The organism is Clostridium sp. AF32-7AC (genome assembly GCF_003477925.1).
Lineage (GTDB): Bacteria > Bacillota > Clostridia > Lachnospirales > Lachnospiraceae > Otoolea > Otoolea fessa.
This window is the reverse complement of sequence record NZ_QUEG01000001.1, coordinates 617,370-632,977: the sequence shown is the minus strand read 5'-3', so window position 1 is coordinate 632,977 and position 15,608 is coordinate 617,370. Positions and strand designations below refer to the sequence as shown.

At 49.1% G+C, this 15,608-nt stretch carries 13 protein-coding genes; 1 reads left to right on the top strand and 12 read right to left on the bottom strand.

Annotated features, from left to right (window positions below; translation table 11 throughout):
* Nucleotides 1–3: 3 nt before the first annotated feature.
* The 9 genes from DWZ45_RS02885 to ileS all read right to left on the bottom strand — a co-directional run bounded on the left by DWZ45_RS02885 (nt 4) and on the right by ileS (nt 10,660).
* Nucleotides 4–258: a spore coat protein CotJB gene (locus DWZ45_RS02885; protein WP_022360123.1), complete on the bottom strand. Its 255-nt coding sequence runs from the start codon at nt 256–258 to the stop codon at nt 4–6.
* The gene (locus DWZ45_RS02880; protein ID WP_227589710.1) at nt 258–656 is read right to left on the bottom strand and encodes a spore coat associated protein CotJA; all 399 of its coding nucleotides are present in this window, start codon (nt 654–656) and stop codon (nt 258–260) included. Before DWZ45_RS02880 ends, DWZ45_RS02885 begins: the two co-directional genes overlap by 1 nt.
* A 92-nt stretch (nt 657–748) precedes the next feature.
* Nucleotides 749–1,144 (bottom strand): CBS domain-containing protein, encoded by a 396-nt coding sequence (locus DWZ45_RS02875; protein ID WP_022360124.1) that lies wholly within the window; start codon nt 1,142–1,144, stop codon nt 749–751.
* A gap of 204 nt (nt 1,145–1,348) precedes the next feature.
* Nucleotides 1,349–1,939, bottom strand: coding sequence for a lactate utilization protein (locus DWZ45_RS02870; protein ID WP_118467519.1), 591 nt, complete (start codon nt 1,937–1,939; stop codon nt 1,349–1,351).
* A gap of 450 nt (nt 1,940–2,389) precedes the next feature.
* Entirely contained in the window at nt 2,390–3,157 is a 768-nt protein-coding gene (locus DWZ45_RS02865) for a M23 family metallopeptidase (RefSeq protein ID WP_118467517.1), read from the bottom strand.
* Nucleotides 3,158–3,197: 40 nt separating this feature from the next.
* Nucleotides 3,198–4,190 (bottom strand): SpoIID/LytB domain-containing protein, encoded by a 993-nt coding sequence (locus tag DWZ45_RS02860; protein ID WP_118467515.1) that lies wholly within the window; start codon nt 4,188–4,190, stop codon nt 3,198–3,200.
* Between the two features lie 214 nt (nt 4,191–4,404).
* Complete coding sequence (locus DWZ45_RS02855; RefSeq protein ID WP_118467513.1) at nt 4,405–4,929, bottom strand: hypothetical protein; 525 nt, start codon at nt 4,927–4,929, stop codon at nt 4,405–4,407.
* Between the two features lie 27 nt (nt 4,930–4,956).
* Complete coding sequence (locus DWZ45_RS02850; protein ID WP_118467511.1) at nt 4,957–7,425, bottom strand: glycogen/starch/alpha-glucan phosphorylase; 2,469 nt, start codon at nt 7,423–7,425, stop codon at nt 4,957–4,959.
* A 46-nt stretch (nt 7,426–7,471) separates the two neighbouring features.
* Entirely contained in the window at nt 7,472–10,660 is a 3,189-nt protein-coding gene (ileS, locus tag DWZ45_RS02845) for an isoleucine--tRNA ligase (protein WP_118467509.1), read from the bottom strand.
* Between the two features lie 572 nt (nt 10,661–11,232).
* Between ileS and DWZ45_RS02840 the strand changes: the two genes are divergently transcribed.
* Nucleotides 11,233–12,696 carry a nicotinate phosphoribosyltransferase gene (locus tag DWZ45_RS02840; RefSeq protein ID WP_106999701.1) on the top strand — a complete coding sequence of 488 codons (1,464 nt, stop codon included), beginning with the start codon at nt 11,233–11,235 and terminating at the stop codon, nt 12,694–12,696.
* A 264-nt stretch (nt 12,697–12,960) separates the two neighbouring features.
* Here the strand turns inward: DWZ45_RS02840 and DWZ45_RS02835 are convergent, their stop codons facing one another.
* The 3 genes from DWZ45_RS02835 to alr all read right to left on the bottom strand — a co-directional run bounded on the left by DWZ45_RS02835 (nt 12,961) and on the right by alr (nt 15,601).
* A complete protein-coding gene (locus DWZ45_RS02835; protein ID WP_022360132.1) occupies nt 12,961–13,689 on the bottom strand; it encodes a YebC/PmpR family DNA-binding transcriptional regulator in 729 nt (242 codons plus the stop codon).
* A gap of 143 nt (nt 13,690–13,832) precedes the next feature.
* Nucleotides 13,833–14,180, bottom strand: a complete 348-nt coding sequence (locus tag DWZ45_RS02830; protein ID WP_022360133.1) for a type II toxin-antitoxin system PemK/MazF family toxin — start codon at nt 14,178–14,180, stop codon at nt 13,833–13,835.
* 215 nt (nt 14,181–14,395) lie between these two features.
* Nucleotides 14,396–15,601: an alanine racemase gene (gene alr / locus DWZ45_RS02825; RefSeq protein WP_227589711.1), complete on the bottom strand. Its 1,206-nt coding sequence runs from the start codon at nt 15,599–15,601 to the stop codon at nt 14,396–14,398.
* Nucleotides 15,602–15,608: the final 7 nt, after the last annotated feature.

Sequence of the window (15,608 nt, the reverse complement as noted above, 5' to 3'; positions counted from 1 at the left end):
ACGCTACACCTCCCCTTCCCACGGCCAGCGCTCTGTAAGCCAGGACCATGTGCATGCATCGTCCGCATCCTCGATCGTGAGCGGTCCAAACGATGCCTCATACGCTTTAACAGCTTCTTTCCGAAGTGCCACCACATACCGGTAATAATTCAGCGCATTCCTGTCATCCGGGTGGGTGTCCAGATAGAGAATCACATCATCCATTGCAAAGCTGGCATCATCAATCCGTTTCATCAATTTTCTGGCAGTCTCATTCATCAGCAGGCACCTCCCATCATAAACGGCAGATCCAGATCCGGAAAAATAGTTCCCCGCCTGAATGCGGTTTCCAGCGCATACGGCTGCTGCCAGGACTGAACCGGTACATATCCCATGCCGACCGGATAATTTCCGCCTCCCAGAAATGTCTGCGGCGGCCTGTTTCCTCCTGTCTGCGGATACGGGCGGGCAGGTCGGATTTCTGGCCCCTGCGGGCAAAATGCCCCATTTTCCAAAACAGGATGCACCGAACCAGCACAAGGTATTTCCGGCGGACAGGTTGGCGGTGCAGTATTTATGCAGCGATTGCCAGAAATGCCTGCCACCGGGCATGACATAAGAGGCATTCCCGAACGGCAGGCATTTTTCCGGCTGGAGTTATCCTGATAACCATTCATATTTCATTCTCCTACAAAAGCAGTTATACTTTATCTTATGCAGGAAATATATAAATGCGATCGCCGCTGAAAAACAGAGCGATCATTATGTACTATTTTTTACAAAGGTAACTGATAACATCTTTTCTGGTAATAATACCGATAAAATTTTTCTGATCATCCAGCACCGGCACGAAATTCTGGTTCATGATCTTTCCCAGAAGATCTTCCATATCCGCATTGACAAGTACCGGCTGATTATCGGAACGGCGTGGAATCTCAGTGATCCGCACTTTTTCCAGTCCTTTCTGCACCAGATCTGTCTTATTTTTGAGTCCCCACAGCAGATCGCCCTCGGTTAATGTTCCTGCGTAACGCCCTGCCTTCGTGATGATCGGCACCGCAGAATACTTGTACTTTTCCATCGTATCCATTGCCTGCCCAACCGTGTCCTCCTCATTCACATAAATGACTTCACTTTTCGGTGTCAGAAAAAATAATATATTCATGGTTTACCTGTTCTCCTTTCATCTTTCCCCATACGTACCCCATACGTATCTGTAGATTTTGTATATTTTCGTTCAAATCTGCCTTCGTTCTTCTTGATTATACCAAATCCGTCCAAAAAAGATATAAAGAAATCCTTATTTTTCCATCAAATTTTTCTATAATCGGTACTGTTCATACCCGTGACCAGTAACTATATTCCGCTCCTAATAACCCATCTCCTCATCCACAAACACAACCTCTACTTCCATCCCATTGCTCGGACGCTCCAGGATCACGATCGAATGGCAAATCCGTGCCGGGCTGTTGCAGTCTACGCAAACGCCCGTTTTCGCACACGGGGTCTGGACCTGCAGACGGGCTGCGTTCTTCGGTGCTGCGATCTGTTTTGCACGTTCCATCGCAGATGTCAAATCCGGACAGACTTTATTGTTTCCAATGACAAAATATACTTTTTCCGGTCCGAATAAGGTCTGCGACACGCGGTTTCCGGTTCCATCGATATTGACCAGTTCTCCGGTTTTGGAAACACCATTGGCGCTGGTTATGTACACCTCGGCACTTCTCGCTTCCATAAGCGTCTCGCGCCCTGCCTTTTTCCAGTGCCAGATCACCTCATTTTTCTCGGAAAGTGCTTCATAAAGTCCCATCTCCTGTGCCGTCACGCTTCCGCCTATCGCAACTTTTTTCCCGGAAATCTGATCTTTCAGATAGTCCAACGCAGCCTCCTTTGTATCAAAGAAACTCGTTTTAAATCCGTGACGTTCAAAATTATTCTTCAACAATTCCTGTTCCATCTTTGTCCTCCTTATTAAATCGTTCAATTTATAGTAACTTTTATTTATAACCTACATTGACAGCCTTTGATCTTTGAAAATATTCGTACTTTACCTATAGTATATCAAATATTGGCAGAAAAACAAGGCAGAGCAAATTAGCTGCCCGCCTTGCTTCAAATCAAGTTACTGTTCACGCATGCGTGCCCAGTAACGGAATTTGCCGTGGCTTCGCATTCAAATACGGCAAATTCCTGCTGCCACCACGTTTTCTTACGGCACTTTCGGTTCCAAAAGTGCCTACCCGTAAACAGTATCAAGTCAACAAAATTCCCTGTCTTCATGTTTTCATACAGCAGCTTTCTGTTTCAAAACCACCTGTCACAAAACACAAACTTATCCCTTCATTTCCAATTTCTGCCACAGCCAGAACCAGACTGCAAGGCGCATCATAAACAGCATTTCAGCCTGTCATTCCAGATAATCCAGCGCATCCACCGGTTCTCCGTCGTGCATCAGCTCGAAATATACGTTATTTCCCTCAATCGAATAGTATTTGGTCGGCTCTGCCACATATCCGAGTATCGTATCTTTTGCCACATACTGCTTCTGCGCCACCTGAACGTCTTTGAGCTGTCCACAGACCGCCGTGTAGCCGCTTCCCAGATCCAGCACAACATAATTGCCGATCTCCTCATTGGAACCGACTTCGGTTACCTGCGCCTCGGCGGGTGCGGCGACCGGCTCACTCACATCGCCCTGGATAATGAGCGCCGGATTGCATTTGTATTGATCGAGCGTCGGAAAATAGACGGTCGAATCCATGCTGTAATCGAGAATCACATTGCCCTGGACCGGCCAGCTTAAGCGATCGGTTCCATTGTAGGAAAGTGCGGGTGCGGCAGCTGCTCCGGCTCCCAGACTGCTCTCTTTTTCCTCCTCCATCGGCTTCTGATCGGCTTCATCCCGGTTATTGACCGAATACGAGGCATCCGAACTTCCTGCCACCTGTGCGCGTGTTTCCGCCTGTCCGTCGTTTTCTTCTAAACGGTTCTGCGGCATCTCTTCCGCCAGGATTCCCTCCGTCTGCGGCACATCCAGATACGGATTTCTTCCATCCTGCGCATTATCTTTTCGAATTTTTACGGTTCCTGCTGCGGCTACGATTGTCAGCAGACCAAGCACTGTCATTACCAGAACAAGTTTGTCCCTGAATAACTGTCTTACTTTATTTTTCACGTTTATCACCTCGGTATTAGTCTTGCCGAAGTGAATCGTTTTATTCAGAAACGATTTGAATATTTTTAAAATAATGCTTTAAAATTTCTTCCGCGCTACTCCCATTCTCCGCCATGAGTCCCGCCCCGTACTGCGACAACCCGTAACCATGCCCGCGCCCATAAGTAACACAGCGGATTTCGTCCCCGTCTTCCTCGAGGGAAAAAGCTGGCGACGGCACGCCTAACGCATAGCGCACCGCGTCCCCGCTGTACGTCTCCGCCCCAATCTGCACTGTTTCCACATAACCGGCGCTGTCCCGTTTCACGATCTGAATCTCCTCCAGAATCCGATCTTCTTCCAGATTTTCCAGATCCGGGTGTTCTCCCAATGCATTCAGTCCTTCTTCCAGACGTTTTTTCAGTTCTTCCCGTGTCATGCCCTGCCGCGTCAGGTAGCCGCCAGCGCCCTCATCCTCCTTTGCCGCAACCGACGCCAGATACGGATGCGCCTCATCCCCTTCGCGCGTCCGCCCCGCGCTCACTGCATGAAACAGCGGCTCAATATAATCCCCAGCCCAGATCGCCGTCTGTCCTGCGCTCTCCCGCACCGCCCCACAGATCGTCTGGTAATATTCCGGCATTCCAGCCGCCTCAAACCGGCTCTCGATCTGCTCCGGCTCCAGATAATCCATATCTAACGCCGATTCCTCGATCGAATCTGCCCCGTCCATCTCCCGGTACAGCGCCGTCCGCGCCAGAATTGCCTGCGCCTTGACCGCCTCCTTCGGATAGCCGTCCGGAATCTGCACTGCAGTCAGACCGATCAGATATTCTTCCAGTGGGACAGCATACCCGGTTCCGTTGTTGCGGTCGCCATCCTCCCGATCCAGAAGGATCTGCCGATCATCCGTCTGACTTCCCCATCCAGATGTTCTATCTGAATTTTCTCCGATTTTTCCTCCATCCGCCCCCTGCACACGCCCGGAAACTGCCAGTGTTGTGATATATGGGATCAAAAAAGCCGCCAGTACGGCGGCAGTTCTCTTCTTCATTTCGGTTCTCCTGTTTTGACTGTTCCAGTACGGTTTCACGCATTTTCTGTTTTGCCATACCAGTAAACTTATGGTTTCAATGCCTTACAAACCTGCTTCTTTTCTCTGCCTTCCTTATCTTATGACAGGCACTCAAAAAATATCACAAGTCTACGCTCCGGCTTCTCCTCCGCCGCCCTTTGCAGTCTCTTCCAGTTTCCCCTCTATCATTCTTTTACTCCCCCAGCGTCACACCATCCAGCAGCCAGCGGAACCATCCCTTTTTCTTCATCACCACAGTTCCATGAAAGTCCATCGTCTTCTCCGGTGCCAGCACCTCATTACCTTTTTCCAGGCAGAAACGCACCGAAACCGTGTAGTCATACGTCCGCGCCTTCTTCTCCCGCCCCGTCTCGCTCAGCTGGCAGCTCGTCACATACACGCGTTCCACCGGAGCGGAAAACTGCGATAATAAAAGGACATACGGAAGCCCCGTCTGCTCCAGCGCCTCGCATCCAGCCTCGGTTGCCGTCTTTCCATACTCTTTCGCATAGATCGCCGTCAGACCGTCCTGATACACCTCATCCAGATCAAACGCCCGGTTCGCCGTATAAAGCGAATAGATTTCCTTTTTCGCCTGCTGATAGGCGCTGTTTTTATAAGAAGCAAACAAAAACAGCGAAATGATAAAAAAGAGGGAAGCACCCACAAGAGGAACCGAAAATCCTTGTGTCCCCGGTCTTTTTCTGTATCCTCTCATAGTGTGTCCTCCCTCTTTTTACTCCTTTTACAGTGCCTTTACATCATCATCGTCCACATGGATCTTCTCCAGATGCCAGATGTCGCGCACATACTCCTCGATGGTACGGTCAGAGGAGAATTTACCAGCGCTTGCTGTGTTGAGCATGGCTGCTCTCGCCCACCAGTTCTCGTCACGATAAGCTGCCTCGACGCGTTTCTGTGCTTCCGCATAGGAACGGAAATCTTTCAGGATGAAGTAGGTATCTGCCTTGGCACTGTTCTTTGTATTTAACAGGGAATTGTAAATATCGCGGAACAGCTCCGGATCCTGCGGTGAATAGTAGCCGTTGATGAGCTGCATCAGCACGCGGCGGATATCCTGGTCGGTGTTGAAGATCTCCTCCGGGTTGTAACCGCCGTTGTTCTCATAATTGATAACCTCGTCAGCGCTCAGACCGAAGATAAATGCGTTCTCCTTGCCTACCTCCTCGACGATCTCCACGTTCGCACCATCCATCGTGCCCAGCGTCAGCGCACCGTTCAGCATGAACTTCATGTTGCCGGTACCGGACGCCTCCTTGCTGGCGGTGGAAATCTGCTCGCTGACATCCGCTGCCGCAAAAATCAATTCTGCGTTGGAAACGCGGTAATCTTCGATAAACACAACTTTCAGCTTACCATTGATGGATTTATCATTGTTGATAACATCTGCTACGGAGTTAATCAGTTTGATCGTCTTCTTGGCAATCTGGTAACCTGCCGCTGCTTTCGCACCAAAGATAAAGGTTCTCGGAACCATATCCATGTTTGGATTGTCTTTGAGCTGGTTATACAGGTACATTACATGAAGGATATTTAAAAGCTGTCTCTTGTACTCATGGAGACGTTTTACCTGTACATCGAAAATGGAACGCGGATCAATGTCGATGCCGTTGTGCTCCTTGATGTATTTTGCCAGGCGCAGTTTATTCTGGTACTTGATGTTCATAAATTCCTGCTGGAATTTCGGATCATCGACGTATACTTTTAATTTTGCCAGGTGCGGAAGATCGGTAATCCACTCGTCGCCAATCTGCTCCGTGATCCAGTCTGCCAGAAGCGGATTGCCATGCAGCAGGAAACGACGCTGGGTGATACCGTTTGTCTTATTGTTAAATTTCTCCGGCATCATCTCGTAGAAATCTTTCAGCTCCTGATTTTTCAGAATCTCGGTGTGAAGTTTTGCCACACCGTTGACGGAATATCCGGCTACGATCGCCAGATGCGCCATCTTGACCTGACCGTCAAAGATGATCGCCATCTTTTTAACTTTCTCGTAGTTATTCGAGTACTTATTCTGTACCTCGATCAGAAAACGGCGGTTGATCTCTTCCACAATCTGGTATACACGCGGAAGCAGGCGGGAGAACAGCTCGATCGGCCATTTTTCCAGCGCCTCTGCCATGATAGTGTGGTTGGTGTATGCACAACATTTTGTTGTGATACCCCACGCCTCATCCCAGTTTAAGCCTTCCTGATCCAGGAGCAGGCGCATCAGCTCAGCAACTGCCACGGTCGGATGCGTATCGTTCATCTGGAATACGATCTTCTCCGGCAGTTTGTGAATATCATCGTTTGTCTCTTTGAATTTCTTCAGAGCAACCTGTAAGCTGGCAGAAATGAAGAAATACTGCTGTTTAAGACGCAGCTCTTTACCCGCATAGTGGTTGTCGTTCGGATAAAGGACCTCAACCAGGTTCTTCGCCAGATTCTCCTGCTCGACCGCCTTCTGGTAATCACCCTTGTCAAATGCAGAAAGGCTGAACGTGTCGATCGGCTGTGCATCCCAGATACGCAGGGTGTTGACTACGTTGTTGCCGTAGCCGACAATCGGCATATCATACGGAACTGCCAGAACAGACTGATAACCTTCTTGTACAAAATGGTTGCGCTCACCGTCCCACTCGGTCTTGACATAACCGCCAAATTTAACCTCGATCGCATACTCCGGGCGGCGAAGCTCGAACGGATAACCGTTTTTCAGCCACTCATCCGGCACCTCCACCTGGTAGCCGTCTTTAATTTTCTGCTTGAACATACCGTAATGGTAACGGATGCCGCAGCCGTAAGCCGGATAACCAAGCGTTGCCAGGGAATCCAGAAAACATGCTGCCAGACGCCCCAGACCGCCGTTTCCAAGTGCCGGATCCGGCTCCTGATCCTCAATCGCATTGAGGTCAAAACCCAGCTCTTCCAGTGCTTCCTTCACTGCTTTTTTCGCACCCAGGTTGATGATATTGTTACCAAGCGCACGTCCCATCAGAAACTCCATAGAAAGGTAATATACCTTCTTTGCGCCTGTCTCGTCAAACTGCTTCTGGGTTGCAATCCAGTCGTCGATAATCACATCCTTGATCGCATAGGACACAGCCTGGAATATCTGCTGCGGTGTCGCCTCGTCGATCGTTCTGCGGTACTGGTTCTTTACATTTTCGATAATACTCTTTTTAAACTCTTCTTTGCTGATCTCGCGCATCCTGTCCTCCTAATATTCGTAGTATCACAGTTTCCCGTCAAGCACATCAGTCAGTCGTTTTTTCAACACCAAACATACCTTTTTCGCCATTGATATCCCACTCTTTTGTGTATCCGCTCATGGTGCCAATCAGGATATTATCAGCCAGAACCTCTTTCTTGATTTCCTCTGTATGCTTCTTTAAAATTTCTGCAAGTTTATCATTTCCGTCCTGGAAGACGTTGATATGGTTCATTACCTCAAAACCGGCTTCCTTACGCATCGTCTGAATCTTACTGATGATCTCGCGGACAAAGCCCTCTTCGATGAGTTCCGGTGTCAGATTGGTGTCCAGAACAACGGTAACGAAATTGTCGCCCTCAGATACAAAGCCCGGTACCTGTGCCATATCAATCAGAAGATCTTCTTTTGCCAGCTCTACCTTTGTACCGTCCTGCGTCTCAAAGCTTAAAAGGTCGGTTTCATTTAAGGTATCCATCGCCTGATTTCCGTCCAGACCTGCAAGAATCTCTTTGATCTCGTTTACATACTTGCCATACTTGCGTCCAACGGTACGAAGCTGTGGCTTGAAGCTGTAGGAGGTAAATGCACGGACATCATCCGTGAACTCTACCTTCTTCACATTCAGCTCATCCTGGATGATTTCCTGATAGAACTCCGGCAGAGCGGTCTCTGCCTTCACGAACATACGTCCGATCGGCTGACGGTTCTTGATGTTAGCAGTATTTCTTGCTGCACGACCCAGAACGACAACCTTCAGGACTTCTTCCATTTTCGCTTCCAGATCCTTGTCGATGTGCGCCTCATTTGCAACCGGGAAGTCGCACAGATGGATGCTCTCCGGTGCCTCTTTATCCAGACTGCGAACCAGATTCTGGTAAATATCTTCGGTCATGAACGGAATCATCGGAGCCGCTACCTTCGCTACGGTTACCAGTGCAGTGTAGAGTGTCATGTATGCATTGATCTTATCCTGCTCCATGCCCTTCGCCCAGAAACGCTCACGGCTTCTTCTGACATACCAGTTACTCATATCATCGACGAAATCCTGAAGCGCTCTTGCAGCCTCCGGGATGCGGTAGTTGCCCAGATCGTCGTCCACCTCTTTGATGAGGCTGTTTAACTTGGACAGCAGCCATTTGTCCATAACTGGAAGTTTATCATATTCCAGCGTATATTTGGTTGCGTCAAAATTATCAATATTCGCATAGAGTACAAAGAATGCATAGGTATTCCAGAATGTACCCATGAAACGTCTCTGTCCCTCAATAACAGCTTTTCCGTGGAAACGGTTCGGCAGCCACGGTGCACTGTTAATGTAGAAATACCAGCGGATCGCGTCAGCGCCGTAAGTCTGCAGTGCATCGAACGGGTCAACTGCGTTGCCCTTGGACTTACTCATCTTCTGTCCGTTCTCATCCTGGACATGACCCAGAACGATAACATTCTTGTACGGTGCCTTATTAAAGATCAGGGTCGAGATCGCTAACAGGGAGTAGAACCATCCACGCGTCTGATCAACCGCCTCGGAGATGAAATCTGCCGGGAACTGCTGCTCAAACAGTTCTTTATTTTCAAATGGATAATGATGCTGTGCAAATGGCATGGAACCGGAATCAAACCAGCAGTCGATAACCTCCGGTACACGGTGCATCTGTTTGCCGCACTTCGGGCAGGTGATCGTCACATCATCAATGAATGGGCGGTGAAGCTCAACCTCTCCATTTGCCTCCTGATCCATCTCTTTTGCATATTTTTTCACAACGTCCGTGTAGTTCGGACTCATGGATTTTAATTCTGCCTGGCTTCCGATCGCGTGCTGGCAGCCGCACTCGCATTCCCAGATATTTAATGGAGTACCCCAGTAACGGTTACGGCTCACGCCCCAGTCCTGGACATTTTCAAGCCAGTCGCCGAAACGCCCTTTACCAATGCTCTCCGGAATCCAGTTGATCGTATTGTTGTTGCGGATCAGGTCATCCTTGACTGCGGTCATCTTGATGAACCAGGATTCACGTGCATAGTAGATAAGTGGTGTATCGCAGCGCCAGCAGTGCGGGTAGCTATGCTCAAATACCGGTGCAGAGAACAGAAGTCCGCTTTCTCTTAATGCTTTCAGAACCTCCGGATCGGCTTTCTTGCAGAACATACCAGCCCACGGAGTCTCCTTCGTCATCTCGCCCTTGCCGTCTACCAACTGTACGAACGGAAGGTCATATTTTCTGCCGACCTTAGAGTCATCCTCACCAAATGCCGGCGCGATGTGTACGACACCGGTACCATCGGTCAGTGTTACATAATTATCGCAGACAATGTAGAATGCTTTCTTATGCTGTTTTTCACAGGTTGCTACGGCATAGTCAAATAATGGCTCATACTCTTTATATTCCAGATCTTTTCCGACAAAGGTTTCCAGGACGTCGTAAGTGCCCTCGCCCAGAACGGTATCACACAGCGCCTGCGCCATATAATAAACCGTGCCATCCTCTTTCATTTTTACCTTTACATATGTCTCGTCCGGATTTACACAGAGCGCCACGTTGGACGGAAGTGTCCACGGGGTGGTCGTCCATGCAAGAATGTATGCATCTTCGCCCTTTACCGGGAATTTAGCAATCGCAGAACGCTCTTTGACGTCCTTATATCCCTGTGCCACCTCATGGCTGGACAGCGGGGTGCCGCAGCGCGGGCAGTACGGTACGATCTTGAAGCCCTTATAAAGAAGTCCCTTGTTCCAGATTTCTTTTAATGCCCACCACTCAGACTCAATGAAGCTGTTGTGGTAGGTAACATACGGATGCTCCATGTCTGCCCAGAAACCAACGGTGTTGGAGAATTTTTCCCACATTCCTTTGTATTTCCAGACACTCTCTTTACAGTGCTCGATGAACGGTTCCAGACCATACTGCTCAATCTGCTCCTTGCCGTCCAGTCCCAGCATCTTCTCTACTTCCAGCTCAACCGGAAGACCGTGGGTATCCCATCCAGCCTTTCTCGGAACCATGTAGCCCTTCATCGCGCGGTATCTCGGAATCATATCCTTGATAACACGGGTCAGCACGTGTCCGATGTGCGGCTTGCCGTTTGCGGTAGGCGGTCCGTCATAGAATGTATAGGTCGGTCCCTGCTTACGGCTGTCGATACTCTTCTTAAAAATCTGCTCATCTTCCCAGAACTTCTCAATGTTCTTTTCACGTTCCACGAAATTCATGTTTGCCGGAACTTTGTTGTACATGATAAATTCCTCCTAAAAATATGAAATAAAAATGGACCCATCCTGTAACAGGACAAGGGCCCACTTGCTTTTAACCACCTATTACTGCATACCTTTATATGCGCTCCCTATAACGGAGGAAACCGTCGGTACTTACTGAATTTTCCTTCCGGGCGCTGTCAGAAACGGCGCTCAGACTTCCAAAAATGGTTCAGCCCGAAGCTCCGGAGTGATCTTCGCATCCGCTTTACTCACAGCAGGCTCTCACCGTCCCTGCCTCGCTCCCGCTTTCCGTGCGGCGCTACTGTCTCCATCATTGCTTTTCCTATCGTAATTAGTAATCAAATCACTAACATGGACATTGTATCTTTTTTCCAGATGGTTGTCAAGGAATGTTTCGGATATGATTCACATGTTATAAAATTATCATTATTTTGCCATTCCCCTGATTTTATGGTATAGTATATAAAATATGTCTGTATTTACTTTAAAAAACAGACACAGACATTCATTGCAAATATAAACAATGAAGTATACTATATATAAAAAGAAGGGCGTGCCCGCAGCCGTCTTTCGCAACAAAGGAGAATATTATGGAGCCAAGAAACCTTACCCTATTGACCGACCTGTATGAACTGACGATGATGCAGGGCTATTTCCGGGAGAAAGATGCCAACGAAACCGTCATTTTTGATGCGTTCTACCGCACAAACCCGGATGGAAATGCGTTTTCCATCTGCGCCGGCTTAGAGCAGGTCATTGACTATGTGAAAAATCTTCACTTCGATGATGCCGACATCGAATACTTACGCGGACTCGGCATTTTTGATGAAGATTTCCTCGAATATCTTCACAATTTCAAATTTTCGGGTGACATTTACGCAATCCCAGAAGGCACCGTTGTCTTCCCGCGCGAGCCTCTCGTCAAGGTCATCGCGCCAATCATGGAAGCACAGCTGGTTGAGACTGCCATCTTAAATATCATCAACCACCAGAGCCTGATCGCGACCAAAACATCCCGTATCGTCTTCGCCGCACGCGGGGACGGAATCATGGAGTTTGGGCTTCGCCGCGCGCAGGGTGCTGATGCCGGTACCTATGGCGCCCGCGCAGCCATGATCGCCGGCTGTATCGGCACTTCCAATGTACTGGCCGGAAAACTATTTGACGTTCCGGTCAAGGGAACCCACGCACACAGCTGGATCATGAGTTTCCCGGATGAGTTGACTGCGTTCCGCGCTTATGCAAAGCTCTATCCGAGTGCCTGCATCCTGTTAGCCGATACCTATGATACCCTGGGTTCCGGTGTTCCGAACGCGATCCGTGTCTTCCAGGAGATGCGCGACGCCGGTATCCCGCTGACTTTCTACGGCATCCGCCTCGACAGCGGCGACCTTGCATATATTTCCAAGAAAGCCCGCAAGATGCTGGATGACGCCGGATTCCCGGATGCAGTCATCTCCGCCTCCAACGATCTGGATGAATACCTGATCGACAGCCTGAAGATTCAGGGCGCTGCCATCACGTCCTGGGGTGTCGGCACAAACCTCATTACCTCCAAGGACTGTCCTTCCTTCGGCGGCGTTTATAAGCTGGCTGCCATCATGGACCGTCACACAGGCAAATTTATCCCGAAGATCAAGCTTTCGGAAAATACAGAAAAGGTTACCAATCCGGGCAACAAGACCATCCAGCGAATCTATGACAAGGAGACTGGCAAGATTATCGCAGATCTGATCTGTCTCGTGGATGAAGAGTTCGATGAGAAGAATTCCCTTCTGCTCTTCGATCCGATCGAGACATGGAAAAAGACACACCTCGCGCCGGGCACCTACACTATGCGCGAACTTCTCGTTCCAATCTTCAAAAACGGCGAATGCGTTTACGAGTCTCCAAAGGTTATGGACATCCGCGAATACTGCAAGAAAGAACAGGAGACGCTGTGGGATGAGTCCCGCCGTCTGGTAAACCCGCATGAGATTCATGTGGATCTCTCCAACGAGCTGTGGCATATGAAGGCACAGCTGTTAGACAGCTATCATTATACAAGCAACTAGTAGATAAAATACGAGTAAATACCATGTTCAGGCAAGTTTATTGCTGCCGGACATGGTATTTTTTTCTTTAACGCTTCCATAAAATTTGCAAAATAAAAACGAATGTGTCTCCAAGGAAATTCCTATTACACAAAAACTGCCGCCAAATACATCCGGCTGCCAGCCCTCTTCTTTGAAAAGTCCAGCCCGCCATTGTATTTCAGCGACAGTTTTTATATGAATCGTATCTTTATTTTTTTAAATCTATATCAAATATGATATCAATTACTCATCCCAGTTATGGTAAGTAGCCTGTACGTCATCATCCTCATCCAGAAGATCCAGAATTCTCTGCATCTTTTTGATGGATTCCTCATCGGTAAGCTCTACCCAGTTCTGCGGAATCATGGTAACGTCTGCTTCCATCATCGGAACACCAGCCTTCTCCAGCGCCTCGCGGACTGCAGAGAAATCTTCCGGTGCGGTGATCACTTCGTAGCTGTCCTCCTCCTCGGAGAAATCCTCAGCTCCTGCATCCAGTGCAAGCATCATCAGCTCATCCGGATCCATCTCGCACTCTTCTTTGTCGATGATGATCTGACCTTTTTTATCAAACATGAAGGACACGCTGCCCGGAGTACCTACGTTTCCGCCGCCCTTGGTAAATGCGCTGCGGACATTCGCTGCGGTACGGTTCTTGTTGTCGGTCAGGGTATCTACGATGATAGCGACGCCATTCGGACCATATCCCTCGTATGTAAGATTCTCGTAATTGACAGAGTTTGCATCTCCGGCTGCTTTCTTGATACCACGATCGATGGTATCGTTCGGCATATTGTTCGCTTTTGCTTTTGCAATCACATCACGCAGACGGCTGTTGTTTGCCGGATCCGAACCACCTTCCTTAACAGCTACGGCAATCTCACGGCCGATAACGGTAAAGATTTTTCCCTTTGCTGCGTCGTTTCTCTCTTTTTTGTGCTTAATATTGGCGAACTTTGAATGTCCTGACATAAAATAACACTCCTCTTTCTATCTTCTTTGTTGTATCTTTTCGCTCATCAGCTTTTATATCACGCCGATTTCGGCACTAAAAAGCTGCATCTTAACTATTTTAACACCATTCTGTATGCTTGACAAGGGGTTCGCGGCTGATTTTATGTATCCAGTTCCAGACTGACCTTCAGCGCACGGTCCACTTCCTGTAAAAGCGCCCCGTCGATATGACAGATTTTCTCTTTCAGCCGCTGCTTATCGATCGTGCGGAGTTGTTCCAGTAAAATGACCGAATCCCTCACCATCGCACAGCGGCGCGTATTTAATTCCACATGCGTCGGCAGCTTGGCTTTGTTCATCTTTGATGTGATCGCCGCGCAGATCACGGTCGGGCTGTGCTTGTTGCCGATATCATTCTGGATGACCAGCACCGGGCGGACGCCGCCCTGCTCTGAGCCGATGACCGGTCTTAAATCTGCGTAATAAATATCTCCTCGTCTGATAACCACTCGATTCACACTCCGTCCAAACTATTTTAAGATATAAATAACTGCTTTGTACTTTCACAGCTCCACAGTCCGTTTATACCGTTAGTATGGACAGATTTACACCGCCTATACGCGGGTCGTCCCATAAATGCATCCGGCAGTCCAGGTTCCCGGCTTTGCCGAAGCTATCTACTTTATCTTATGAATCCTTTTTCTAAATGGTTCAAACGCCGGCTTTACTCCATAAAATCCTCATACCGATCATCATTATAATCCTTTTTCCCGACGATCTTTCCACCTCTCACGTACACGCGCGGCACACGTTTTCCAAGCACGCATGGGATCTCATAGTGGAAACCGCCACTCCATTCCGCCAGCTCTTCCATCGTGATCTCGTCGTCCCCGTCGCGTCCGACCAGCGTTACCCGCGTGTCCTCAGCAGCCTCCGGGATATCGGTCACATCGATCATGCACTGATCCATGCAGACGCGTCCCAGAATCGGTGCGCGGTGTCCATGAATCAGGACATAACCCTTTCCAGAGAGATTTCTCGGATAGCCATCGCCGTATCCGGCGCCAATCGTCGCGATCCGCATCGGACGATCCGTCACAAAGGTTCCGCCGTAGCTGATCGGCGTGCCCGGCTCCACTTCCTTAACATAGGTAATAAAGCTGCGGATCTCCATCGCCGGGTAAATCTTCATGTTTCGCTCTACCTCATCCGACGGATACAGACCGTATACCGTGATACCGGCTCTCGCCGCATCCAGTCCCATCCGCGGCAGTTCCATGATCGCCGCGCTGTTCGCACAGTGGCACATCGGAATATGAACGCCTGCATTTTCCAGACCTTCATGGAATTTCTGGTACCGCTCATACTGTAAATGGGTAAATGCCTTATCCGCCTCGTCAGCACGCGCAAAATGTGTAAACATTCCCTCGATCTCAATGCCCGGAAGCTTTGCAATCCGCTCTATCTCTTTCAGGCTATTTTCATCCGGGTGAAATCCGATTCGTCCCATGCCGGTATCGAGCGCAATATGCATTTTCGCCGTCTTTCCCATCGAAACCGCAAGTTTTGAGAGCAGCTCTGCCTTGTCTTCCTCAAAGATCGCTGGACGGATATCGTCCTCAATCAATTCCGCAAAATGCCGCGGGTGCGTGCTGCCAAGCACCAGAATCGGTTTGTCAATGCCGTGGCGGCGCAGGTTCTGTCCTTCCTCCAAGGTTGCCACCGCATAGCCCCAGACAAACGGCGCGATCGTCTTCGCCACCGGGACAGCCCCGTGACCGTAACCATCCGTCTTAACCACGCCGATCATCTTCGTTTTTGCCGGAAGATTTTCGCGCATCGCCTCCATATTTTTCACAATCGCATCCAGGTCAATCCGCGCATAAATCCGGGTATATGGTTCTTCTGCCATTGTATATGCTTTTTCCATCTTTTTG